This window comes from Microbacterium sp. (assembly GCF_026393345.1).
GTDB lineage: Bacteria > Actinomycetota > Actinomycetes > Actinomycetales > Microbacteriaceae > Microbacterium.
In genome coordinates this window covers 1-23,379 of the sequence record NZ_JAPLAI010000067.1, presented here as the reverse complement: position 1 = coordinate 23,379, position 23,379 = coordinate 1, and the positions used below count along the sequence as shown (strand labels likewise).

Sequence of the window (23,379 nt, the reverse complement as noted above, 5' to 3'; positions counted from 1 at the left end):
TAACCGCGCTGGCGAGCGTGGCGTCCGGCGCTCAGCCGAAGAGCAGGGAGATGACGGTCGCGCCGCCCCCGACGATCACGAGCGCGATGATGACGACCCAGGCCGTCACCTTCATGCGCAGCTGCCGGCGGGTGCGGAACTCGTCGTCGTCGCTCACGCGGTCACTCTCCCATCGCTTCGCTGACCGTGGGGCCGAAGGCGGCCGGGAGCGTCGCCGCCGACACCGCGCGCAACTCGCGCACAGGCAGCGTGAAGACGTCCTGCACCTCGAGCGCAGGCTCATCGCCGTCGGCGGCGGAGTCGGTCACACCGATCCGCAGCACCGGGTAGTCGCGGCCGGCGCAGAGCCCACGGAACTTGACGTCCTCTTCGCGCGGCACGCTGACGATCACGCGTCCCGTCGACTCCGAGAACAGCGCGGATGCGGCATCCACGCCATCGCGCTCCATGATCTCGCGCAGCCACACGCGGGCGCCGACGCCGAAGCGCATGACCGCCTCGGCGAGGGCCTGGCCGAGGCCACCGGCGGACAGGTCGTGGGCGCTCGAGACGAGACCCTGGTCGGATGCGGCGCGAAGCAGCTCACCCAAACGCTTCTCGGCGCCCAGGTCGACGGCCGGCGGCCGGCCGCCGAGGTGGTCGTGCACGACCTGCGACCAGACCGATCCGCTCAGCTCGTTGTCCGTGACGCCCAGCAGGTAGATGTTCTCGCCGGCATCCTGCCATCCGCTCGGGATGCGGCGGGCGACGTCGTCGATGATGCCCATGACCCCGACCACCGGGGTGGGGTGGATCGGCACGTCTCCGGTCTGGTTGTAGAAACTGACGTTGCCGCCGGTGACCGGGATGCCGAGTTCCAGGCACCCGTCGGAGAGGCCCTCGACGGCCTGCGAGAACTGCCACATGACCTCGGGGTTCTCCGGGCTGCCGAAGTTCAGGCAGTCGGTGACCGCGGTGGGCGTGGCGCCCGTGACGGCGACGTTCCGGTAGGCCTCGGCGAGGGCGAGCTTCGCGCCCTGGTAGGGGTCGAGCTGGCAGAAGCGACCGTTGCAATCGGTCGCGATCGCGAACCCGAGGCCGGACTGCTCATCGACACGGATCATGCCGGCGTCGTCCGGGAAGCTGAGGGCGGTGTTACCCAGCACGTAGTAGTCGTACTGGTTCGTGATCCACGAGGTGTCGGCCAGTGCGGGGCTCGACAGCAGGGCGAGGAACTGCTCGCGCAGGGTGTCCGCATCCGTCGGACGGGGGAGGGCCGCTGCGGAGTCCTGCTGCAGCGCGTCGATCCAGGTCGGGTACGCGACCGGGCGGTCGTAGACCGGGCCATCGACCGCGACGGTCGAAGGGTCGACGTCGACGATCTGCTCGCCGTGCCAGAAGATCTGCAGGCGTCCGTCGCCGGTGACCTCACCGAGGACGCTCGTCTCGACGTCCCACTTGCCGACGACGGCGAGGAACGCGTCGAGCTTCTCCGGCGCGACGATCGCCATCATCCGCTCCTGCGACTCGGACATGAGGATCTCTTCGGGCGTGAGCGACGGGTCGCGCAGCAGCACCTTCTCCAGGTCCACCCGCATCCCGGACCCGCCGTTCGCGGCCAACTCGCTGGTCGCGCACGAAATGCCGGCAGCACCGAGGTCCTGGATCGCCTCGACCAGTTCGTCGCGGTACAGCTCGAGGCAGCACTCGATGAGCACCTTCTCGGCGAAGGGGTCGCCGACCTGCACGGCGGGACGCTTCGTGGGGCCGCCGTCCGCGAAGGTGTCGGACGCGAGGATCGACGCGCCTCCGATGCCGTCGCCGCCGGTGCGGGCGCCGAAGAGAACGACCTTGTTGCCGGGGCCGACGGCGTTCGCGAGCTTGAGGTCTTCGTGGCGGAGGACCCCCACCGCGAGGGCGTTGACGAGGGGGTTCCCCTGGTAGACGGAGTCGAACACCGTCTCGCCGCCGATGTTGGGAAGGCCCAGGCAGTTGCCGTAGAACGAGATGCCGCTGGTCACGCCGTGGACGACCCGTGCCGTGTCGGGGTGGTCGATCGCGCCGAAACGCAGCTGGTCCATGATGGCGACCGGGCGCGCGCCCATCGAGATGATGTCGCGGACGATGCCGCCGACGCCGGTCGCCGCGCCCTGGAACGGCTCGATGTAGCTCGGGTGGTTGTGCGACTCGACCTTGAAGGTGACGGCCCAGCCCTCGCCGATGTCGACGACGCCGGCGTTCTGGCCCATGCCCACCATGAGGCGGGTCTTCATCTCGTCGGAGACCTTCTCGCCGAACTTCCGGAGGTAGATCTTGCTCGACTTGTAGGAGCAGTGCTCGCTCCACATGACGGAGTACATCGCCAGCTCGCCGCTCGTGGGGCGGCGGCCGAGGATCTCGCGGATCTGGGCGTACTCGTCGGGCTTGAGACCGAGCGCCGCATAGGGCTGCTCCCGGTCGGGGGTGTGCAGCGCGTTCTCGACGGTGTCGGCGACGGGGCGCGAGGCGATGGCGTTGTCGGTGGGGATGGTCACGCGGCTGAGCTCCAGAGATCGCGGGTGCCGGACCCGTTCAGTCTAGTTGCGTGCCGGACCTGTGCTGCAGGGTGAGCGTCGTGGGTGCGGCGTAGGGTCGGGCCATGTCCGATCCCCGGGAGACGCTGACGGCGCTCGCCGCCGACATCGACGCTCGCTTGCAGCGACTGGATGCCGACGAGCAGAGTCTGCGGCTCGATCGCGCCGACGGCACCGCCGACGACGAGCACGACCCGGAGGGCTCGACGCTTTCCGGGGAGTGGCAGCGCGTGGAAGCGCTCCGCCGTGCCGCGCTCACCGAGCGGGACGAGGTGTCTGCCGCCCTCGCGCGGCTCGCTGCGGGCGAGTACGGCCGCTGCGCCAACTGCGGGCGGCCCATCGGTGAGGCGCGGCTGGAGGCCCGGCCCATGGCGACGCTCTGCATCGCGTGCGCCGATGTCGGTATCGCTACTCGATGACACTAGGTGTCGCGCCGGAAGGACACTTCTGAGGGTTGCGCGGCATCCTTGTCGTGACACTTTCCTGAGACAGGCCGCCTGGCGGACCTTGGGAGGCGCCAGCGCACACGGCGAGGAACAGGGCGATTGATGGCCCCTGCCGCAGGAGGAATCTGGACTGATCATTTTTCGAGTGGCATGTGTTTGCTACTTGTATTCTCGGAGCATCTTCTCCGGTGAATGGATCGTCGTGCCTTCTGCTGTCAAACCTCCGGCCGAGCGTGAACGCTGGTCATCCACTCGATTCGTCCTTTTTGCCTTCACGTTCAACGCGTTGTGTTTGTTGGTGCTCCTGGCGAATCTGCTCACCGGCAATGTCTGGTGGAAGGTCGCGGTGCCGATCGCTGTCGTTTGCCTTCTTTTCGGAGGGCTGGCGGGGTTCCTAGCCAGGAGATTGCGGCTCAAAGAGCGATAGGGGCGAGCTCAGTCGAAGGCACGTCGACCAACGGAGATTCTCAATAGGTCATCCCGGGCTGTATAGTCATCATGTGCTGACTCTTGCTTCTCGTCTTGATGTGATGAACCGGCTGGGTCGGGCGATGGCCGATCCGACGCGTTCACGGATCCTGCTGTCCTTACTGGACGGGCCTGGGTATCCGGCTGAGCTTTCTCGGGACTTGGAGTTGACTCGCACCAACGTTTCCAATCACTTGACCTGCCTTCGAGGGTGTGGCCTGGTGGTGGCAACACCCGAGGGGCGCCGCACGCGATACGAGATCTCCGATCCTCATCTGACCCGAGGGATGCGCGATCTACTCGAGGCTGTGGTTGCTGTCGATCAGGGTGTCCCCTGCGTTGACGACGCGTGCGAGTGCTGCGCATAACCGGCGGGGCATCGGTCTTCGAGCGGACGGAGTGGGCGGGATGAGCGAGGAGTGCTGCGGTCCGGACGAGCCCCTTAAGGTCGGCACGGTACGGCGAATCGAGTTGTCTGCACCTCGGGTAGCCTCGGATTCTTACTGCTCGCCGGGCGAGCCCGCCGCACTGGCCGTTGACGCAACGCCCTTGCACGTCGAGGACGGGGACGCGTGCTGTGGTCCGAGTGTCTCGTCGACGGTGACCGGTACCGCGGGACAGGAGCCGGAGGTGCGGCCGCCGTGGTGGCGGGATCCTGCACTGCTCCCCTCAGTCCTTTCCGGTGTTTTCCTTCTTGCCGGGTACGTTTTCGAGTGGTCCGGGCTCTCCGTTCCCGCGCTGGTGCTGCAGTGGGTGGCGCTCCTGGCGGGTGCCTACACGTTCGTTCCTGGCGCAGTCCGCCGGCTGCTGCGCGGTCGCCTCGGTGTCGGGCTGTTAATGATGATCGCCGCGATAGGAGCGGTGCTACTCGGTCACGTCGGTGAGGCCGCGACGCTCGCGTTCCTGTTCTCCCTCGCCGAGGCCCTCGAGGACCGCGCTATGGATCGTGCGAGAGAAGGTCTGCGCGCGCTTCTGTCGCTGATCCCCGACACGGTACGAGTGTCACGGTTGAACGGCGATGTCACGATACCTGCTGCGGATGTTCGGGAGCTCGACATCCTCGTGGTCGGCGCGGGCGAACGCGTCGCCACCGACGGTGTGGTCGTGGAGGGACGGTCGAGTCTGGACACGTCCGCGGTAACGGGCGAATCCATCCCCGTCGACGTCGCCCCGGGAGAACTAGTGGCAGCCGGTTCCGTGAACGGGGCAGCGACCTTGCGGATCGAGGCGAGCGCCGACGGCCGTGACAATTCCTTGACGCAGATCGTCGCGCTCGTGGAGCAGGCACACGCACGAAAAGGCAACCGGGCGCGGCTTGCTGACCGGATCGCGAGGCCTCTCGTTCCTGCGGTGCTGATTGCGGCCGCCGCAATCGTGTTGTTCGGTTTCTTGATCGGGGACCCCGGGACGTGGACGGAACGTGCTCTCGTCGTTCTGGTCGCCGCGTCCCCCTGCGCTCTGGCGATCGCTGTCCCGGTGACGGTGATCAGCGCCATCGGTGCCGCGTCCAAATTCGGTGTCATCATCAAGTCGGGCGAGGCGTTCGAGCAACTCGGCACTATCCGCGCCATCGCTTTGGACAAGACCGGCACCCTCACCCGAAACCAGCCCGTCGTCGTCGAGGTACACCCGGCGCCGGGCGTCACCCGCGAGGAATTGCTGGCCTGGGCGGCGGCAGTCGAAGCGACCAGCACGCACCCCCTCGCCATGGCCATCACGGCGGCCGCGCCCAGTGCTCCGGCCGCGGTGGATGTGCTGGAGGACGCGGGGCATGGAATTACGGGCCGAGTCGGTGGTCGCACCGTGCGTGTCGGCAACGCACGTTGGTTGGACGTCAGCGAGCAGAGCGACATCGCGGAGCACATGGCCGGGCAGGGAATGACGGTTGTGGTCGTGGAGGTTGACGGGAGGTTCGCCGGCCTGGTCGGAGTGCGCGACGAGTTGCGCCCGGAATCGGCGGAGACCGTTCGGATGCTGCACGCGCAGGGCATTGACACGGTCATGCTCACTGGCGACAACGCCCGCACCGCCCGCGCGATCGCCCGCGAGGCCGGAATCACCGACGTGCAAGCCGAACAGCTGCCGAGAGACAAGGCCGACGCGATCACCGCCCTGGTCGCCACACGGCCCACGGCAATGGTCGGCGATGGCATCAACGACGCCCCCGCTTTGGCCACGGCCACGGTCGGAATCGCGATGGGCGTGAAAGGGTCCGCGGCGGCGATCGAATCCGCCGACGTCGCCTTCACCGGCCACGACCTCCGACTCATCCCCGCCGCGCTTGCTCATGCCAGACGCGGCCGACGGATCATGACCGCCAACATCGCCCTCGCCTTGGCGATCATCGTCGTCCTGTTCCCTCTCGCCTTGTTCGGGATGCTGGGCCTGGCCGGGGTGGTCTTGGTTCACGAGATCGCCGAATTGATCGTCATCGCCAACGGTGTCCGCGCTGCCCGCCGCCCCGCCCTCGCCCGCACCCATGTCCACTCCCGTCACACCTCAGCCCGCGCTGACGGTGGCCTGAATCTGGGCACCGCAACCCGCTGATCCGTGGACGGTAGACTGCGAAGGATGATTTCGGCCGCTCGAACACAGGATGCTGTGATTCTGAGCGAGCGTCTGCTGATAACGAGGATCATTACGAGCGTGGCTCTCGCGCTGCTGCTGATCGTCGGCGCGTGGATGGCGACTCACACCGAGCCTGAGGCAGCCGCACCGACCGCGTCGTCCGTCACGGAGCATGTGGACGCGCACATCGCGCCCCTTGCTGCTGGTACTCCGGTGATCGATCAGGGAACGACGAGTCCCGCACTGCTGGGCGTCGCGGTGTGTGTGCTTGGGGTGTTGTGTGGGCTGCTGCTGGTCGTGGTGACCCGGTGGGTGCATCGCACCTGGCGGCCACAGCCAGAACGAGGACTGCTGCCGCTGCTGAGAGCGCTGTTGCCCGCGCCAGCACCGCCCCGCGCTGCGGCGTTCACCCTGACACAGTTGAGCATTTCCCGAACCTGACACCTGGCACGCCACCCGTCTGTGGTGGTGACCTTCTCCGGCGCCTGCCGGGGAGATTTCTCTTATGCCCACGTGTCGTGACCGTTCGGAGTGCCTCCATGAAAACCCCTGTGAAAGTGACGTTGATCACTGTCGCTGTTGTCGTCGCCTTGATCCTGGCGGCGGTCATCTATGTCCTTGTCAATCAACGCTCGACGCCTTCCCCGGGAGGGGAGGGGGAGCCCGCATCGGTGGTGCGACCGAACTCGCATGTCTTGGAGGACGGGGGTGAGGGTGCGGTCACGGTGGTGGAGTTCCTCGACTTCGAGTGTGAGGCGTGTGGGGCGTTCTACCCGATCGTTGAAGACATTCGGGAAAAGTTCGCGGGGCAGATCACCTATGTCGTCCGCTACTTCCCGCTACCCGGTCACACCAACTCCACCAACGCGGCCCTGGCTGCGGAGGCCGCTGCCGGGCAGGACCGGTTCGAGGACATGTATCACCGGCTGTTCGAGACGCAGGCCGAGTGGGGCGAGTCGCAGGAATCCCGTGCTGATTTGTTCCGCGGATTCGCGGAAGAGCTCGGGCTGGACATGGCTGCCTACGACGCGGCGATTGCGGACCCGGAAACGCTGGCACGGGTGGAGATGGACCTCAACGAGGGTCAGGCGCTGGGTGTTTCCAGCACCCCGACGTTCTTCCTCGACGGCGAACCGCTCGAGCTGCAGCAGTGGAACGACCTCGAGGACGCCATCACACAAGCGCTGAGCACGGCCCCGTGATGCCTGCCAGTCTTGCGCGCCGCCGGGCGATCATCGTTGGCGCCGGCCAATCAGGCCTTGCTGTCGCCGCGGCGCTGAGCGCGGAAGGGCTGCGGCCGCAACAGGATTTCGTCGTGATCGATGCGGCAGCTCCGGGTCAGCGTAGCTGGTCGTCAAGGTGGCACTCGATGGTGCTGCTCAGTGACGCCCGACACAGCGCTCTCCCGACTCGGCGGCATCCTGGGGATCAACGGCTGCACCCCCGGGTGGATGAGATGGTCGACTACCTCAAGGTGGTCGAGGCCGGGATCGGCGTCGAAACAGCCTGGAATATCCACGTCACCGGGGTCGAGCGACGTGGCGACGGAACCACCCTGCACCTGTCCACCACCGTGGGTGAGGTGCAGACCCGCAACATCGTCTGCGCCACGGGCGCTGCTGCCCACCCCCGACTTCCCGAATGGGCCACCGCATTGAGCGTCCCCGGTGTCGCGATCCATACCAGCAGCTACCAATACCCCCGCCAGATTCCCACCCGGGATGTGCTGATCGTCGGCGGCGGCAACAGCGGTTTGCAGATCGCACGGGAACTTGCCGCTTCCCACACAGTGACCGTGGCGGTGCGTACCCGCCGCGCGCACCGGCCGTTAGCGAGCTACCCGTTGGCCGCCGGCGGGCGTCGGCCGTTGTTCGGCGGGGATTTTCGTCCCGAGCCGGTGTTCGGTGACAGCTACGAACGGCTGCAACAGGTCGGGGTGCGAGTCGTCCCCGGGGTAACCGACGCGCGGGGCGGTGCGGTGACCTTCGCGGACGGGACGACGGCATCACCGGGCTCGGTGATCTTCGCGACCGGCTACCTCCCCGGAGACGACTGGCTCCCCGATGAGGCACGCATCCGTGGGCCGCGGCGCACAACGACCCCCGTACCGGGCCTGTTCGTCGCGGGATTCCCGCAATACAGCCGCAGCGGTGTCGACACCATCGCCGGGGTCTCCGCGGACGCGACAGCGATCGCACACCATATCATCAACCGGCCGTAAGAGAGGGACCAACATGGGCGCTGGACACAGCCACGACACGGGCGAGGCCACCCCCCGGAACAGATTGCTGATCGCGTTCTCGATCACCGCATCGGTGTTCGTGATCGAAGTCATCGGCGCAGTCATCACCGGCAGCCTCGCGCTGCTCGTGGACGCCGCGCACATGCTGACCGACGTGATCGGCCTCGCGATGGCGGTCACCGCCGCGCATCTGATGAACCGGCCCCCGTCTGACCGGTACACGTTCGGGCTGCGGCGTGCGGAAGTGCTCGCCGCTCTCGCCCAGGCCGCCCTCCTCCTCGGTGTGGGGATCTTCGCGCTGGTTGAGGGCATACGGCGACTATTTGAGCCGCCCGAGATCGCGTCCGGCAGCCTGTTGTTCTTCGGGATCGTCGGCCTGGTCGCGAACATCGCGTCCCTGCTGGTGCTGATGAGCGGTCGCACACGCAACCTGAACATGCGCGCCGCGTTCCTCGAGGTGTTCAATGACGCACTTGGCTCCGTCGGCGTCATCGTCAGCGCCATCCTGATCGCCACCCTCGGCTGGTACCAGGCAGACGCGGTCGCCGGCATCCTGATCGCTCTCCTGATCATCCCGCGCACCTTCATCCTGCTCCGCGCATCCGGCAGCGTCCTGCTCGAATCCACCCCTCCCGGCCTTGACCTGGCGGAGGTACGCCGACACATCCTCGAGCTCCCGCAGGTGGTCGCGGTGCACGACCTGCACGCCTCCCAAGTCTCCACGGACCTCCCCACTCTGACCGCGCACGTCGTCGTCGACGACACCCTCACCCCGGAACAGTCCGCCCGGCTCCTGCAAGAACTCCAGGAATGTGTCGCCGACCACTTCCCGGTGAGCATCGAGCACGCCACGTTCCAGATCGAACCGCAATCCCACCCCGGAGAACACACCACCCATGCGTAATCCCCGCCGCTCACTCATCACCACCCTGGCCACCCTCCTCCTCGGAGCGGGACTAACCCTGGCTGTGGCGGCCCCCGCCCAAGCACACGACGAACTGGTCTCCTCCTATCCCCAAGCGGACTCCACCATCACCTCATCGCCCGCGGAAATCACTCTCTCCTTCAGCGGTGAACTCATCGCGGGAATGCAATCCGCCGCCGTCGAGGTGATCGCCTCAGATGGGCAAAACATTGCCACCGATGCACCGGCAGAGGATGGCACCTCCATCACGCAGCACCTCACCCCGGACCCGCCGGCAGGCATGTTCACGGTCCGGTGGAAGGTCGTCTCCAGTGACGGCCACCCGATCAGCGGCGAATACACCTACACCGTCGCACCCACCGCCGCCGTCCCGAGCAGCCCCGCCGCCACACCAAGCACGGCTCCGCAAACTCCCCAACCGTCACCGACCGCGACCGAAACATCCGCTGACAACGGATACGGAGGCGAGACCTCCGGCGGCGGCGACGCCTTCCCGATCGTCGCCGTGGTCGGGGGAGTGATCATCCTCGGGGGCGCCCTTGTCATCGTGTTGATGGTCGGCAGGGAACGGCGACGCCGCGACCGAGCCGACGCCGCGCGAGCCGCCCGGGACACGACCGCCGGGAAGGACTCGACGGATGAGTCCTGACCAGGCACGCAGGTTCGCTCTCGCCTGCATCGCGGCAGCAGGAGTGGTGCTGATTGATCAGGCCAGCAAGGCGGCCGCGTTTTCCACGCTGACTGAGGATGAGCGGATCCCGCTGCTGGGCGATCTGCTCGGCCTGCAGCTGGCTTTCAACCCTGGAGCCCTCCTCTCCCTCGGGTCCGGGGCGACATGGCTGCTCACCCTGCTGGGGGTCGCCGCGACCGCCGTGCTCATCGTCGCCGCCACTCGCGCCCGCACCACCGGCTGGGCGGTCGGGATCGGGCTGATCCTGGGCGGCGCGATCGGCAACCTGATCGACCGGCTTTTCGCCCCGCCCGCGTTCGGCCGCGGCCATGTCACCGACTTCCTCGCATACGGCAACTGGTTCATCGGCAACCTCGCCGACGTCGCTCTCGGCGCCGGCGTGATAATCCTGGGCGGAAGTCTGTGGATCCGTCACCGCCGCACCCACACAACGGCAACGGACGATCCCACGGCCCCGGCAACCTCCGTGGAGGCGGGTCGATGATGGCGAAGCAACGAACCCCCCCGACCTACCAGCGCAACGCGTTCGCGCCGAGCCTGCTCGCTGCGGCCGCCCTGTTCGTTGCCCCCGCGCTCATCGGCAACGACTGGTTTTTGGCGGTGCTGTTCCTGACCGCCATCCTGGGCGTGATCGTGGCGTGGTTCGCCGTGCAGGCGCGGCAGTGGTGGTGGGTGCCCGTGTTCGCGGTGATCGTGGTGATCTGGAATCCGGTATTCCCGTTCCCATTCGCAGGGCCTGTCTGGACGGCCGCGCAACCGGTCGCAGCCGTGGTGTTCCTCGTCGCCGGTGCGCTGATCAAAGTGCGCCGCCCATGACCACCCGCAGAGTCCGGACCCGGACTGCTGTCGCCCTGCTCCTCGCGGCGACGTTGCTCACCGGATGCGCAGCAGATGACTCCCTCGCGCAGCAGTACCGCGACGGCACCGATAAGGGCTACATCTCCGGCGATTTCCAGGTCGTGGAGATCCCGCAAGCTGAGCGGGGTGATCCTGTCGTGTTCGAGGGTGTCACCGAGACCGGTGACAGGGTGACCAGCGACGACTACCGGGGCGGGGTGCTGGTGGTGAACTTCTGGTACGCCGCGTGCGGGCCGTGCATCGTGGAAGCGCCGCTCCTGGAAGAGGTGTGGCAGGACTATCAGGACCAGGGTGTCGCGTTCCTCGGGGTGAACACCTACGACCAGCCCGCCACCGCGCTCTCCTTCGCCCGCGACAACAACATCACCTACCCGAGCGTGATCGATGTGAACGACGGGCGGGTCAAACTGGCGTTCGCGCAGCTCACCCCCATCCAAGCCACCCCCACCACCCTCGTCATCGACCGTGACGGGAGAGTCGCCGCCCGGATCATCGGACAGCTGGCCGCCGCGTCGATCCTCTCCACCCTCGTCGCCGACACCCTCGTAGAGGATGCCCCGTGAACCCGGGGGCGGCGATCGTCGACGGAGCCCTGTGGGTGGCTGTCCCGGTGGCGGTGCTTGCCGGGCTGGTGTCGTTCCTCTCCCCGTGCGTGCTGCCACTCGTGCCCGGCTACCTCGGTTACCTCGGCAGCACCACCACCGACACCCGAACAGTCGGAACCGGGTCAGGGGTCGCGGTGCGGACGGAGCGTGCACGGCTGTTGCTGGGGGTGGCCCTGTTCATCGCCGGCTTCACGGTGGTATTCGTGGCGGTCACCATCCTTGGGGGCGCTTTCGGGTTTCTGCTGTTGCAGTACGCGAACATCCTCACCCGGGTGTTTGGGGTTGTCATCATCGTTCTCGGTCTGGTTTTCCTCGGCCTGTTCGGGCTCGCCCAACGCACCCTCCGCCCCCGTATCCGAGGTCGCGCGGGGTTGATCGGCGCGCCGTTGCTCGGCTTCGCGCTCGGTGTCGGCTGGACGCCGTGCATCGGCCCGACCCTCGCGGCGATCATCTCCATGTCGTGGAACCTGGGCGACCCGGCTCGCGCCGGCCTCCTCGGCCTGGCCTACTCTCTCGGCCTGGGGATCCCGTTCCTGATCCTCGCTGCCGGCTGGGGATGGGCATCCCGGTCCGTGACATTCCTGCGCCGCCACATCCGCGCTCTGAACATCATCGGCGGAGTGATGCTCATCCTCCTCGGGCTGCTGATGGTCACCGGACTGTGGACGGCGCTGATGTCGTCACTGCAACAGGTGGTGATCAATGTCCCCCTCCCGCTCTGAGACCGACGAGGCGAACGAGGCCGTCGACCCGCTCCGACCCCGCGACCACGCCGACAGCGACGACGGTGACAATGCCGCGGACGTGACCTCCCCGGCGCTCGGCATCGTGGGCTGGGGGAGGTGGGCATGGCGGCAGCTGACCAGTATGCGTACCGCCCTGGTGCTGCTGCTGTTCCTTGCGATCGCCGCCGTACCGGGGTCGCTGTTCCCACAGCGCACCGCCGACCCCAACGGCGTCATCCAATGGGAACGCGATAACCCGGACGTGTTCCCCGTCGCGGACGCGATCGGGTTGTTCGACGTGTACCAATCGCCTTGGTTCTCCGCGATCTACCTGCTGCTGTTCACCTCCCTCATCGGCTGCGTCATTCCCCGCGCAAAGCACCACTACAAAGCCCTCCGGTCACAGCCGCCCCGCACCCCCGCCCGCCTCTCTCGCCTCCCCGACTACCGGGAGGTCACCGTATCCGCAGGGGCGGCGGCCCAGAACGCGGCGGAAGAGGCCGTTGAGCTCGCGGAGCGGCAACTGCGCCGCGCTGGCTACCGGGTGCACAGGTACGACGGCCGCGGATGGGCATCCGTCTCGGCGGAGCGCGGCTACCTGCGAGAAACCGGGAACCTTGTCTTCCACATCGCTCTGATCGGGGTGCTGGTCTCCGTCGGCATCGGCGGCGGGTTCGCTTACACCGGGCAGCGGGTCGTGGTGGAGGGCACCACGTTCGTCAACGCCCTCAGCGACTACTCCTCCTTCAACCCGGGCCGATTCGTCGACGGAACCGGCCTCGCCCCGTACTCGATGACCCTCGACGAGTTCGAGGTCACCTATCAGCTGCCCGGTACCCCCGGCGCGGGGCAAGCAGGGGACTTCTCCGCCAATGTGACTATCCGCCAACCCGGGCAGGACGACCGCAGCGAGAGCGTCATCGTCAACTATCCGATCACCGTCGAAGGTGACCGGATCTACCTGCTCGGAAACGGGTACGCGCCCACCCTCACTATCCGGAACCCGGAGGGGGAAGTTGTGTACAGCGAATCGCAGCCGTTCCTGCCGCAGGACTCATTCATGACCTCCTTGGGGGTCATCAAGATCCCGGACGGGATGCCGGAGCAGCTCGGTCTGGTTGGATTTTTCTACCCCACTCAGGGTGTGCTGCCGTCCGGCGCGTACACGTCGGTGTACCCGGATGCGATTAACCCGGTGCTCACTCTCAACGTGTTCAGCGGTGACCTCGGGATCGATGACGGCACCCCCCGGTCCGTCTACACCCTCGATGTCGACGGGCTCACCCAGCACACCGGCGCCGACACCGGCGCGGAGTCGCTCGAGCTCACCCCCGGCGCGAGCGCTGACCTTCCCAACGGGTGGGGGACGATCACCTGGGAGGACGACACAGCGGTGGTCGGTGAACCGGTGAAACGGTTCGCGTCGCTGCAGATCCAAAACGACCCCTCCGGTACCTGGGTGCTCGCCTTCGCCACCCTGGCCACATTGGGACTGATTGCCGGGATGTTCGTCCCCCGCCGCCGCGTGTGGATCAAAGCCCACACCACCCCGGGGGGCGTCCGGGTCGAGTACGCCGGCCTCGCGCGCGGCGAGGACCCAACCCTGAACAAAGCCGTCCGCGACATCGCGGACACTCATTCCGCCGCGCTGACCGGCACGACAAGCCACATCCCTCCCGAAGGAGAAAACCGATGAAATGTCCCATTGACGATGCCCTGCTCGTGGTGACCGAGCGTTCCGGTGTCGAGATTGACTACTGCCCGCAATGCCGCGGCGTCTGGCTGGACCGCGGCGAACTGGACAAGATCATCGACCGCACCTCCGACTCCCGCTCGCCCGGATACCCCGCACCACCATCACGCGACTCCCACCACGGCCGTGGTGACTCCTCCCGAGGCAGAGACGATTCCAGGGACGTCCGAGGAGGGAAGCGCCGCCGGGAGGGTTTCCTCGGCGACCTCTTCGACTTCTGATCACTCAACCGAGATGAGACCGTGAACGACTGGATCCCCGGGGCACCGCCGACACTGCTCGGCTTCCTCAGCCCTGGGCCGTTACCGCTGCCGCTGCTGCCAGTAGTGGCCGGCGTGCTCGCCGTCGCCTACCTGGCCGGCGCGGTGCGGCTGTGGTCGCTGGGGCGTCGGTGGCCGGTGTGGCGCACGGTCAGCTTCCTGCTTGGCTGCGTCGCCCTCGCCGCGGTCACAGGGCTCGGAGTCGAGGGGTACGGGTACGCGCTGTTCTCGGTGTTCATGTTCCAGCAGCTCACCCTAATGATGACAATCCCGCCGCTGCTGGTTCTCGGCTCTCCCGGCACCCTGCTGCTGCGCGCCACCCCCCACCACGGCACCGGCCTCATGATCCTCCGCGCGGCACATGCGGGGCTGCGCAGCCGGACCGCCCGGTGGCTGCTCAGCCCGTGGCTGGCGGTCCCTTTGTACCTGGCCGCGTTCTACGGCCTCTACCTGGCGGATTTCGCCGACCCGATCCTGTCCACCGTCACGGGCCACACTCTCCTCGAGGTCGGGTTCCTGGTTGCCGGGATGCTGTTCACGATCCCGATTCTGTCCTCAGACCCGCTCCCGGTGCGGATGAGCCACGGTGGACGCGCTCTGGATGCGTTCGCCGAAGCCGCCCTGCACGCGTTCTTCGGCGTGTTCCTGATGATGGCCACCAGCATCCTCGTGCAAGGGTTCGCCGGTCCGACGAGCGCGCTGGGAATGGACCCGATCGAGGACCAACGCCTCGCCGGTGGCCTGGCCTGGTCCTACGGCGAAGCTCCCACCCTGCTGATGCTCATCTACGTGATGCACCGCTGGTTCCGCGAGGACACCGCCCAGGCCGTTGCCGCCGACCGCCGCGCCGACGCTCACGGTGACCCCGAACTCGACGCGTACAACGACTACCTGACCCGACTGCACCAGAAAGACACCTGACCGATGCCCACGACCCTGCCCCCTCCTGCCCCGGCTGCTGCGCCGGAGCGCGGGACGCCACAGCGTGCGCCGTCATGGTCGATGCCGCTCTGGGCAGCGGTAGCGGCGGCCGCCGCTGCCGGGTTCTTCCTGGATGTGGCGTCCGCGCCGGTTGGGTGGTGGCCACTGACTTTCGTGAGCGTCACGGTCGCCCTGCTGAGCCTGATCCGGCGGAGTCTCGGCGGGGCGCTGCTGGTCGGCACCGTGTTCGGGGCAGTGTTCTACACCACCCACTTGGTATGGGTGGGGGAGTTCCTCGGCCCGGTGCCGTGGCTTGCCCTCGCCGGGCTGGAAACGATCTTGTTCGGCGTAGGCGCGGTGCCGATCGCCCTCGCCTACCGGTGGACTGCCCACTACCGGCCACGCGGCGCCGTGCAGCTGTTCGCGGTGCCGCTGCTGGTCGGGGGGCTGTGGGCGGCCCGCGAGGTGGTGATGGGAACATGGCCATACTCCGGTTTCCCGTGGGCACGGATCGGGATGACCCAGGTCGGCGGGCCGTTCGTCGAGGCCGCATCGTGGACAGGCGTGACCGGCTTGTCGTTCCTGATCGTGACGGTATGCGCCGCCGTGGTGCAGTGGCTGCGTGCGGGTGGGATCCGATTCCTCCGCGGCCTGCTCCCCGTCGTCGCCGTCGTGGTTCTCCTGGTCATCACCCCGCAGTTCCCCACCATTGCGGCCGGGACATTCCGGGTCGGGTGGGTGCAGGGCAACGGCCCGACCGGGTACTTCGACGAAAAGGCGCCCGGCGACGTCCTCGCCGCGCAGACCACCGCGACGCGCCCCCTGTACGGGCAGCCGATGGATCTGCTGGCCTGGCCGGAAGGCGGCGTCGACGCCGACCCGCTCAGCGACCCCGCCGCCGCTGCGGCGCTGGACCGTGTCGTGAAGGCAGCGGGAGCACCGTTGTTGATGAACGCCGCCACTACCCGCGGCGACAGGATCTTCAACACGTCTCTGCTGTGGACCGCAGATCCCGCGGACCGGCAGTGGCATGACAAGGTCAACCCGGTCCCGTTCGGGGAATACGTGCCCGACCGGTGGTTCTACGAACTGATCGTCCCTGACCTGGTCGGTCTCATCCAACGCGAATACACCCCCGGCACCAACCCCCCGCTCGTGCAGGTTGGAGACGTCGGTGTCGGGCTGGCGATCTGCTTCGACGTGATCTACGACACCGTCATCTGGGACGGCGCCCAGCAGGGTGCGGAGCTGTTCGTGTTTCAGACCAACAACGCCGACTTCCGTGGCACCGACGAGAACCTCCAGCAACTCGCGTTCGCCCGCATGCGCGCCATCGAAACGAGTCGCGCGGTCGTTAACGTCTCGACGGTGGGCACCAGTCAGGTGATCGCCCCAGACGGCACCACCCTCGACAGTGTCGGCGTCGACACCGCTGGCGCCGCGGTCAGCACCGTCCCGCTGCGCACGGGGCTCACCCCGTCAATCGTGCTCGGCCCCTGGCTCACCGGTTTCATCGTCCTCGCCTCCGGTGTTGCTCTCGCGGCGGCCGGCATCTCCCACCGTGCCCGCACGCGCGCGGGCGCCACGAATCATCCGACCGGCCGAAGGAGTCTTCAATGAACGCGGCACGGACGGAACATACCGGATACCAACACGACCACGCGCGCCGAACGCTACAGGTGATCCCGACCAAGGCCGCGCGGGAAGATCCGCGGAGGGCAGAGGAATGCGGGTGCGCACCTACTCCCGCCGAGAGCCGAGCGCTGCGGGCAGGTGTCAGCCGACGCACCCTGCTGGGCGCGGGGACCGCTGGCCTGGTCGCTGCGATCGTGGCTGGCCCGCTGCTGCCCTCAGCGTTCGCGGCCACCTATCCGTCCTGGGACGACGTGCAGGCAGCCAAAGCGAACGAAGCGACAAAGGCTGCCGAGGTGCAGCGGATCCAGGGTTTCATCCAAAGCCTCACCGGCGAGGTGGCGCGCACCCGCACCGCCGCTGAGCAGGCCGCGGGTGCGTTCTACACCGCCCAGCAGGCGCACTTCGAGGCGGCCGTCCGAGCGGACACGCTGCAATCCCAGGCCGACGCGGAAGCAGCCAACGCCACCGACGCGGCGAACAAAGCCGGCCGTGTTGCCGCACAGCTGTATCGAGACGGCGGCGACCAGACCTCTCTCGAGCTGTTCTTCTCGGGCTCCGCCGCCACCGCGGACGACCTGCTCACCCGCCTGGGCGTGATGGACAAACTGCTGGAACGCAACCAGACGGTGTATGCCACCGCGATCACCGCGCGCGACGCTGCGCAAAGTCTGACCGATCAGGCGATCGTGGCCAGAGATGAGCGCGACCGGCTGCAGACGGTAGCGGAGCAGAAGATGTCCGAATCGCAGCAGGCCGCCGATGCCGCGCAGGCAGCCCTCGACGCCCAGACACTCAACCTTGGTCAGCTGCAAGCCCAACTCGCCGCTCTCCAAGACACCACGACGAAGACCATCGCCGATTATCAGGCCGGGGTCGAAGCTGCCCGCATCGCCGAGGAGCAACGCCGAGCAGCAGAACGAGCAGAGGCTGAACGTCTCGCCGCCGCAGGCAACGGAGGGGGAGTGGTCAGTTCCGGGTGGGCACGGCCCACATCCGGGCGCCGCACATCGGACTTCGGGCCACGCAGCTCGCAATGCGGCAACGGATACTGCTCGACCAGTTACCACTACGGCGCCGACCTGAGCGGTGGCTGCAGCGCCGGGATCTACTCCGCCGCGGCCGGCACCGTCGTCTACGCCGGATACAACGGCGGCTACGGCAACTACATCAAAATCGACCACGGCGGCGGGATCGGCACCGGATACGCCCACATCCGCAACGGCGGGTTCAACGTGGGATACGGCCAGCGCGTGAACGCCGGCGACCTCATCGGCAGCGAAGGCAACACCGGAAACGCGTTCGGCTGCAACCTGCACTTCGAGGCCTACGTCAACGGGTCACCCGTCAACCCCATCAACTTCCTCGTCGCCCGCGGCGTCTCCATCTGACCCGAAACGAAGGAGGACATCATGAATGACCAGCCCACCTCACCCGCCGGCGATCACCCCCAGACGCCCCCCACCAGGCGCAGCCTGCGCCACACCGCACCCCTGCCACACGCCGGTATCCTGACGCCACCACCCCTACGCCGCACGACCGCAGGTAAGTCCGCTCCCCGCGGGTCCAATGCGCTCCGCCCGATGCGGTCCCTTGCTGTCCTGACGATGGTCACCGGCCTGGTCGCCACCGTCGCGCTACCCGCATACGCTGCCTGGCAGCCGGCAGACGCAGAGATCTCCACGCTGCAGCAGGTTGCCTCGGACGACGCACAATCCCTCGTCGTGGCCTCCGACTCAGCGGCAGAACAGCTCTCCCGAGAAAGCTACGCCGCAACCACCCAGGCGGAGATCGACCAGAAGAAGGCGGCAGAAGCAGCCGCGGCCCGCGCCCGCGACGCGGCCCGCGTCGCCTCGGTGCCGTTCGACTACAGCATGGTGACCCCCGGCAGCGGGACCGTGCGCTGGCCGGTCGGCGGTCCCTTCACCGTGACCGACAGGTTCGGCGCCCGAGGCGGCGCGCACATGGGCACCGACATGGTCGCCGCCGGTGGTACTCCCGTTTACGCATCCCTCGACGGCGTCGTGCGGATCTCGCAAGACAGCTACAACGCCTACGGCGTCACCGTCGTGCTGGAATCCGTCCTGAACGGGCAGCAGATCAGCACGGTGTACCCGCACATGCAGACCGGAAGCCGACAGGTCACCGCCGGCCAGTCGGTCTCCGCCGGCCAGCTGGTCGGTCTCGTCGGCAGCACCGGCCGCTCCACCGCGAACCACCTGCACTTCGAGGTCTACCTCGACGGAACCGCCGTCGATTCGCTGGCCTGGCTGGAAGCGAACGCAGGCTGACCCGTGCCCCCATACCCGTCGCGTCGCCACGCTTCGCCCACACCTTGACCGCAACGATGAACAGGATGACCCTGCCATGACCGGAACCGACGCGCTCTCCCTCGACGGCATCTCACTGCTGTTGGTGTGGACGGCGATCGCCACCTACCTGCTCGCCTTCATCGCGTACACCGTCGACCTCGCCCAGCGTTCCGTCCCCGCCAACATCCCGCAGCGGGAGCCGCTCCTGGTCAGCGGGTCCACAGTCGACAGTTCGCAGAAGGAGACCGCTCAAGCTGGCCCGGTCGACGCGGTTCACCCACCGCCCGCGCAGCAGCAACGACTGCTGTGGGCGCGGATCGGGACATCGCTGACGGTGCTTGCGTTCCTGTTTCACGTCGCTGGCACCATCCTGCGCGGAATCGCCGCCGAACGGGTGCCGTGGGCGAACATGTACGAGTTCGCGCTGACCGGCACCGCCCTGATCGTCGCGGTGTACCTGCTGGTGCTCCGCCGCTCCGACCTCCGGTTCCTGGGCGCCTTCCTCATCGGCATGGTGGTGCTGCTCCTTGGCGGGGCGACGATCACGTTCTACGTCGACGTCGTCCCCCTGATGGACCCACTCAAGAGCGTGTGGCTGGTCATCCACGTCTTCGTCGCCTCGCTCGCCACCGCCCTGTTCGCAATCGCATGCGGCCTCTCCATCACCCAGCTCATGCAAGCGCGCCGTGAACGCCGCGCCCAAGCATCGGAAACCGCCCGCCCCTCCGGCCCCGGGTTTCTGCGCACTCTGCCCCCCGCCGACGCGCTCGAATCACTCGCCTACCGGTTCGCGATCGTGGGATTCATGTTCTGGACATTCACTCTCATCGCCGGCTCGATCTGGGCGAACGACTCCTGGGGTCGTTACTGGGGCTTTGACACCAAGGAAGTGTGGACATTCGTGATCTGGGTGCTCTACGCCGGCTACATCCACGCCCGCGCGACCAGGGGCTGGCGTGGCAACCGCTCCGCGTGGCTGTCCATCATCGGGTTCGTCGCAGTGCTGTTCAACTTCACGATCGTCAACATGTTCTTCAAAGGACTCCACGCCTACTCCGGGCTCAGCTGAGTCTTCTTCCGTGAGTCCGCTCGACCCCAAACCGAAAGCACGCACATGACTTCGAATCGCTCGAATCCGGCCAACAAACCTCAGCACGGTCAGATGACCGTCAAGCAACAGCGCGAGCACAAGCGCCAGGAGAAATTGGTCGAGTATCAGAAGCAGCTCGCCAAACGCCGTCGGAGCAAACTCGTCTGGTGGGTCGTTGGTTCGACGGCGGCTGTGGTGATCGTTGGCCTCGTTGTCGCGTCAGTAGTGCTCGCGCCGTCCCCGCCAAGACAGTACGAGGCCGGTAGTGAGGGGGCCACCATCGAAGGTGTCGAGACCTTCGAGAATACGGCTGAGCACGTCGAGGGTGTTGTGGGATACGAGCAAAGCCCCCCGGCGGGCGGGCCGCACAATGCTGTCTGGCTGAACTGCGGCTTCTATGACCAACCGGTGCCGAATGAGAACGCGGTCCACTCCATGGAGCACAGTGCCGTGTGGGTGACATACAACCCCGACGAAGTCGCGGGCGATGAACTCGCAGCGCTCAAGAGCCAATTGCCCTCGACCTATGTCGTGCTTTCCCCCTATGAGGGTCTGGATGCGCCGATAGTGATGTCCAACTGGAACCAGCAGCTCAAGATCGACTCGGCCGACGACGAGCGAATAGGTGAGTTCTTCGAAGAGTACTGGCGCAGCCAGAACGCCCCCGAACCGAACGCCGCTTGCACTGGCGCGTACGACGCCCCCGGCAAGCAATGAACCGCAGTAAGAACATGCACGCGGCCCGACCTCGAGGATGGCGTCGGTGGTGGAAAGTCATCCTTGTACTGCTCGCGATCGGCGCGCTGGCGTTCGCCGCAGGACGCTTCTCGACCTTCGGGTCGCAGGACGCCGGTACTCCTGGTGCGGACTCTCCCGAAGCCGGCTTCTCACGTGATATGCAGGTGCATCACGCACAGGCCATCCAGATGGCCATGGAGATCTACCAAAAGACTGCCGACGACGAACTGAGGATCCTCGCCTACGACATCGCCACCGGGCAGGCGGGCCAGCGCGGCGAGATGTTCGACTGGCTCGTGCAGTGGGGCCTGTCGCAGTCCGGTGGTCCGATGATGAAGTGGATGGATGCCTCTCCGGTCGGGAGCGGCCACACCATGATGTCAGACGGTGCGGCCATGACGGAGGAAGAGGCACGCATTGAAATGGGAATGGCTTCAGCTGACGAGATCACCGCTCTCCAGGGCGCGACAGGGCAGCAGGCAGATTGTCTCTTCCTCGAGCTGCTCATTCGCCACCACGAAGGCGCCATCCCTATGGCCGAGGCGCTCATCGAACTCGGCTCAGATCCGCGTGCCCTGACCGTTGCGGAGAACATCAAGAACGGACAGACCGCCGAGATCAGCGCGATGCAGTCCATGCAGGCGCGAATCGGCTGCGGATAACACACGATGGCGCCCAGCGGCGGCTGGTGTAGCGACCGCTCCGCCTGGTTGCGCATCATCCGAACCGAAAGAATCCCCATGACCCTCACGCCCAAAGAGCCGCGCAGGAGAGCGCCCCCGCAGTCCTGTGCGCGCGAGGGAAAACTGATGCCGCGCCCCGAAGATGTGAGGTACCGAGGATTGCGGGCCGTCGGGCCGGCGATCCTTGTCGCGGTCGCACTCATCGTCATGGTCTGGGCGCTGGGGTTCGGTGGCGGTGCCGCGGAGCTCTCATTGGATGACGCCGGCCCGATCGTACGCTGGGGACTTCCGGCCGCAAAGCTGTTCGTGAACCTCGCTGCCGCTGGCATGGTCGGTGCCCTCGTGACCGCGCTGTTTACGTTGCGAACTGGTGAGCGTGAGTTCGATGTCGCCCTCGATGTCGCCTCGATCTCCGCTGCCGTGTTCACCGTTGCCGCCGGCGCAACGGGGTTTCTCACGTTTCTCAGCGTGTTCAACCCCGCGCTCGACGCAGGACCGCAGTTCGGTGCCCAGCTCGGTCGGTTCCTCGTCGAGCTCGAGGTTGGACGCACGTGGCTGATCACGACGGTTGCCGGCGCCGCACTTACTGTGCTGACGTTCGCTGTACGGTCCTGGCTCGGCACGCTTCTGGTCGCACTGCTGGCGGTGGCATCTCTCGTCCCGATGGGGACACAGGGACACTCCGGCGATGACGCTTTTCACCATGAGGCGATGATGGCGGTCATTCTGCACATCATCGGCGCCGCGGTCTGGCTCGGCGGGCTGCTCCTGCTCGTCGCGGTCCGGCCCGTCCTGGATCGGCGCCGCATCCCGGATGTCGTCGCCCGGTACTCGAGCCTCGCCCTGGCCGCGTTCGTGCTCGTCTCCGTGTCCGGCACGGTCCGTGCGGCTATCGGATTGCAAGAGTGGTCTGCGTTGTTCTCTCCCTACGGCGCGATCCTTGGCGTCAAGGTCATCGCACTTATCGGGCTGGGGCTCTTCGGGGTGTGGTATCGCGCTCGCCTGGTCGGCAGGATGCGGGACTCCGACGCGGCATCCCGCGCCTTCTGGATACTGGTCGCGTTCGAGCTGGGATTGATGGGCGTGGCCAGCGGTGCCGCAGCGGCGTTGGCACGCACCCCGCCTCCGAACCCGGTCCCGCTTCCCGAGATTCCCTCACCGGCAGAACGCCTCACCGGTGCACCATTGCCCCCGGAGCTCACGATCGAACGGTGGGTCACCGCATGGAACGTAGACCTGTTGTGGGCGGTGGTCGCTGGCTTCGCGGTCTTCTTCTACCTCGCTGGGGTGTGGCGGTTACGCCGCCGAGGTGACGCATGGCCGGTCTACCGCACGATCATGTGGGTCGCGGGAATGGTGCTGCTGGTGTGGGTCACCGGTGGGGTCATCAACGTCTACCAGGACTACCTGTTCAGCATGCACATGGTCGGGCACATGCTCCTCACCATGGCGATACCGGTACTTCTGGTCGCCGGAGCCCCCGTAACCCTCGCCGCCCGAGCGATCCGCAAGCGCGACGACGGCACCCGCGGGGGCCGGGAGTGGATCCTGTGGGCCGTGCACTCCCCAGTCGCGCGCGTGCTGACCAACCCATTTGTCGCGGCAGGCCTCTTCATCGGGTCGTTGTGGATCTTCTACTACACCGACCTGTTCCGGTGGTCGCTGTATGACCACCTCGGCCACCAGTGGATGATCGCGCACTTCCTCATCACCGGCTACCTCTTCGTACAGTCGCTGATCGGCATCGACCCAGTGCAGTGGCGGCTGCCGTGAAGCGCCCCAGGTTTGATGCCGCATCCTTTTGAGTTGGAAGGATGTATGTCATGCCGAAGAAGATCGATCCCGCGCTCCGTGACCGTGCGGTCCGGCTCGTGCGTGAGCACAGGTCGGAGTATCCGTCGCTCACGGCC

The 23,379-nt window shown here is 66.9% G+C and carries 23 protein-coding genes and 1 pseudogene; 22 read left to right on the top strand and 2 right to left on the bottom strand.

What is annotated here, in order from left to right; all coding sequences use genetic code 11:
• Window positions 1–31: 31 nt before the first annotated feature.
• Window positions 32–157 (bottom strand): hypothetical protein, encoded by a 126-nt coding sequence (locus NT132_RS13260; RefSeq protein WP_297789822.1) that lies wholly within the window; start codon window positions 155–157, stop codon window positions 32–34.
• 4 nt (window positions 158–161) lie between these two features.
• The gene (purL, locus tag NT132_RS13255; protein ID WP_297789820.1) at window positions 162–2,513 is read right to left on the bottom strand and encodes a phosphoribosylformylglycinamidine synthase subunit PurL; all 2,352 of its coding nucleotides are present in this window, start codon (window positions 2,511–2,513) and stop codon (window positions 162–164) included.
• 104 nt (window positions 2,514–2,617) lie between these two features.
• On the opposite strand from purL, the gene NT132_RS13250 reads away from it, so the two are divergent.
• From NT132_RS13250 to NT132_RS13145, 22 genes and pseudogenes are all read left to right on the top strand, one after another.
• Window positions 2,618–2,971 carry a TraR/DksA C4-type zinc finger protein gene (locus NT132_RS13250; protein ID WP_297789818.1) on the top strand — a complete coding sequence of 118 codons (354 nt, stop codon included), beginning with the start codon at window positions 2,618–2,620 and terminating at the stop codon, window positions 2,969–2,971.
• A gap of 527 nt (window positions 2,972–3,498) precedes the next feature.
• Entirely contained in the window at window positions 3,499–3,834 is a 336-nt protein-coding gene (locus NT132_RS13245; protein WP_282836805.1) for a metalloregulator ArsR/SmtB family transcription factor, read from the top strand.
• A 40-nt stretch (window positions 3,835–3,874) separates the two neighbouring features.
• Entirely contained in the window at window positions 3,875–6,013 is a 2,139-nt protein-coding gene (locus NT132_RS13240; protein ID WP_215487091.1) for a cation-translocating P-type ATPase, read from the top strand.
• Window positions 6,014–6,037: 24 nt separating this feature from the next.
• On the top strand, window positions 6,038–6,475 hold the full coding sequence (locus NT132_RS13235; protein WP_215487092.1) for a hypothetical protein: 438 nt from the start codon (window positions 6,038–6,040) through the stop codon (window positions 6,473–6,475).
• A gap of 98 nt (window positions 6,476–6,573) precedes the next feature.
• Window positions 6,574–7,236, top strand: a complete 663-nt coding sequence (locus tag NT132_RS13230; protein WP_215487093.1) for a thioredoxin domain-containing protein — start codon at window positions 6,574–6,576, stop codon at window positions 7,234–7,236.
• On the top strand, window positions 7,236–8,255 hold the full coding sequence (locus tag NT132_RS13225) for an NAD(P)-binding domain-containing protein (protein WP_215487160.1): 1,020 nt from the start codon (window positions 7,236–7,238) through the stop codon (window positions 8,253–8,255). The genes NT132_RS13230 and NT132_RS13225 overlap by 1 nt, the downstream gene beginning before the upstream one ends.
• Window positions 8,256–8,268: 13 nt before the next feature.
• Window positions 8,269–9,180: a cation diffusion facilitator family transporter gene (locus NT132_RS13220; RefSeq protein ID WP_215487094.1), complete on the top strand. Its 912-nt coding sequence runs from the start codon at window positions 8,269–8,271 to the stop codon at window positions 9,178–9,180.
• Window positions 9,173–9,850 carry a copper resistance CopC family protein gene (locus NT132_RS13215; RefSeq protein WP_215487095.1) on the top strand — a complete coding sequence of 226 codons (678 nt, stop codon included), beginning with the start codon at window positions 9,173–9,175 and terminating at the stop codon, window positions 9,848–9,850. The genes NT132_RS13220 and NT132_RS13215 overlap by 8 nt, the downstream gene beginning before the upstream one ends.
• Window positions 9,840–10,376, top strand: coding sequence for a signal peptidase II (locus NT132_RS13210; RefSeq protein ID WP_215487096.1), 537 nt, complete (start codon window positions 9,840–9,842; stop codon window positions 10,374–10,376). Before NT132_RS13215 ends, NT132_RS13210 begins: the two co-directional genes overlap by 11 nt.
• On the top strand, window positions 10,373–10,708 hold the full coding sequence (locus NT132_RS13205) for a DUF6804 family protein (RefSeq protein WP_215487097.1): 336 nt from the start codon (window positions 10,373–10,375) through the stop codon (window positions 10,706–10,708). The genes NT132_RS13210 and NT132_RS13205 overlap by 4 nt, the downstream gene beginning before the upstream one ends.
• Window positions 10,705–11,313 carry a TlpA disulfide reductase family protein gene (locus tag NT132_RS13200; RefSeq protein ID WP_282836804.1) on the top strand — a complete coding sequence of 203 codons (609 nt, stop codon included), beginning with the start codon at window positions 10,705–10,707 and terminating at the stop codon, window positions 11,311–11,313. Before NT132_RS13205 ends, NT132_RS13200 begins: the two co-directional genes overlap by 4 nt.
• Complete coding sequence (locus NT132_RS13195) at window positions 11,310–12,077, top strand: cytochrome c biogenesis CcdA family protein (protein WP_282836803.1); 768 nt, start codon at window positions 11,310–11,312, stop codon at window positions 12,075–12,077. The genes NT132_RS13200 and NT132_RS13195 overlap by 4 nt, the downstream gene beginning before the upstream one ends.
• On the top strand, window positions 12,058–13,776 hold the full coding sequence (locus NT132_RS13190; protein WP_215487099.1) for a cytochrome c biogenesis protein ResB: 1,719 nt from the start codon (window positions 12,058–12,060) through the stop codon (window positions 13,774–13,776). Before NT132_RS13195 ends, NT132_RS13190 begins: the two co-directional genes overlap by 20 nt.
• Window positions 13,773–14,054: a zf-TFIIB domain-containing protein gene (locus tag NT132_RS13185; protein WP_215487100.1), complete on the top strand. Its 282-nt coding sequence runs from the start codon at window positions 13,773–13,775 to the stop codon at window positions 14,052–14,054. The genes NT132_RS13190 and NT132_RS13185 overlap by 4 nt, the downstream gene beginning before the upstream one ends.
• Window positions 14,055–14,075: 21 nt before the next feature.
• Window positions 14,076–15,014: a cytochrome c oxidase assembly protein gene (locus tag NT132_RS13180; protein ID WP_282836801.1), complete on the top strand. Its 939-nt coding sequence runs from the start codon at window positions 14,076–14,078 to the stop codon at window positions 15,012–15,014.
• A 3-nt stretch (window positions 15,015–15,017) separates the two neighbouring features.
• Complete coding sequence (gene lnt / locus NT132_RS13175) at window positions 15,018–16,634, top strand: apolipoprotein N-acyltransferase (protein ID WP_215487101.1); 1,617 nt, start codon at window positions 15,018–15,020, stop codon at window positions 16,632–16,634.
• Complete coding sequence (locus tag NT132_RS13170) at window positions 16,631–18,037, top strand: M23 family metallopeptidase (RefSeq protein ID WP_215487102.1); 1,407 nt, start codon at window positions 16,631–16,633, stop codon at window positions 18,035–18,037. The genes lnt and NT132_RS13170 overlap by 4 nt, the downstream gene beginning before the upstream one ends.
• A 192-nt stretch (window positions 18,038–18,229) precedes the next feature.
• Window positions 18,230–18,937 carry a M23 family metallopeptidase gene (locus NT132_RS13165; RefSeq protein ID WP_215487103.1) on the top strand — a complete coding sequence of 236 codons (708 nt, stop codon included), beginning with the start codon at window positions 18,230–18,232 and terminating at the stop codon, window positions 18,935–18,937.
• 76 nt (window positions 18,938–19,013) lie between these two features.
• Window positions 19,014–20,027, top strand: a complete 1,014-nt coding sequence (gene ccsB / locus NT132_RS13160) for a c-type cytochrome biogenesis protein CcsB (RefSeq protein ID WP_215487104.1) — start codon at window positions 19,014–19,016, stop codon at window positions 20,025–20,027.
• 45 nt (window positions 20,028–20,072) lie between these two features.
• Window positions 20,073–20,765, top strand: coding sequence for a DUF3105 domain-containing protein (locus NT132_RS13155; protein WP_215487105.1), 693 nt, complete (start codon window positions 20,073–20,075; stop codon window positions 20,763–20,765).
• Window positions 20,762–21,448, top strand: coding sequence for a DUF305 domain-containing protein (locus NT132_RS13150; protein ID WP_246539920.1), 687 nt, complete (start codon window positions 20,762–20,764; stop codon window positions 21,446–21,448). Before NT132_RS13155 ends, NT132_RS13150 begins: the two co-directional genes overlap by 4 nt.
• A 147-nt stretch (window positions 21,449–21,595) precedes the next feature.
• Window positions 21,596–23,239: pseudogene (locus NT132_RS13145) on the top strand (cytochrome c oxidase assembly protein); the annotation flags it as partial.
• Window positions 23,240–23,379: the final 140 nt, after the last annotated feature.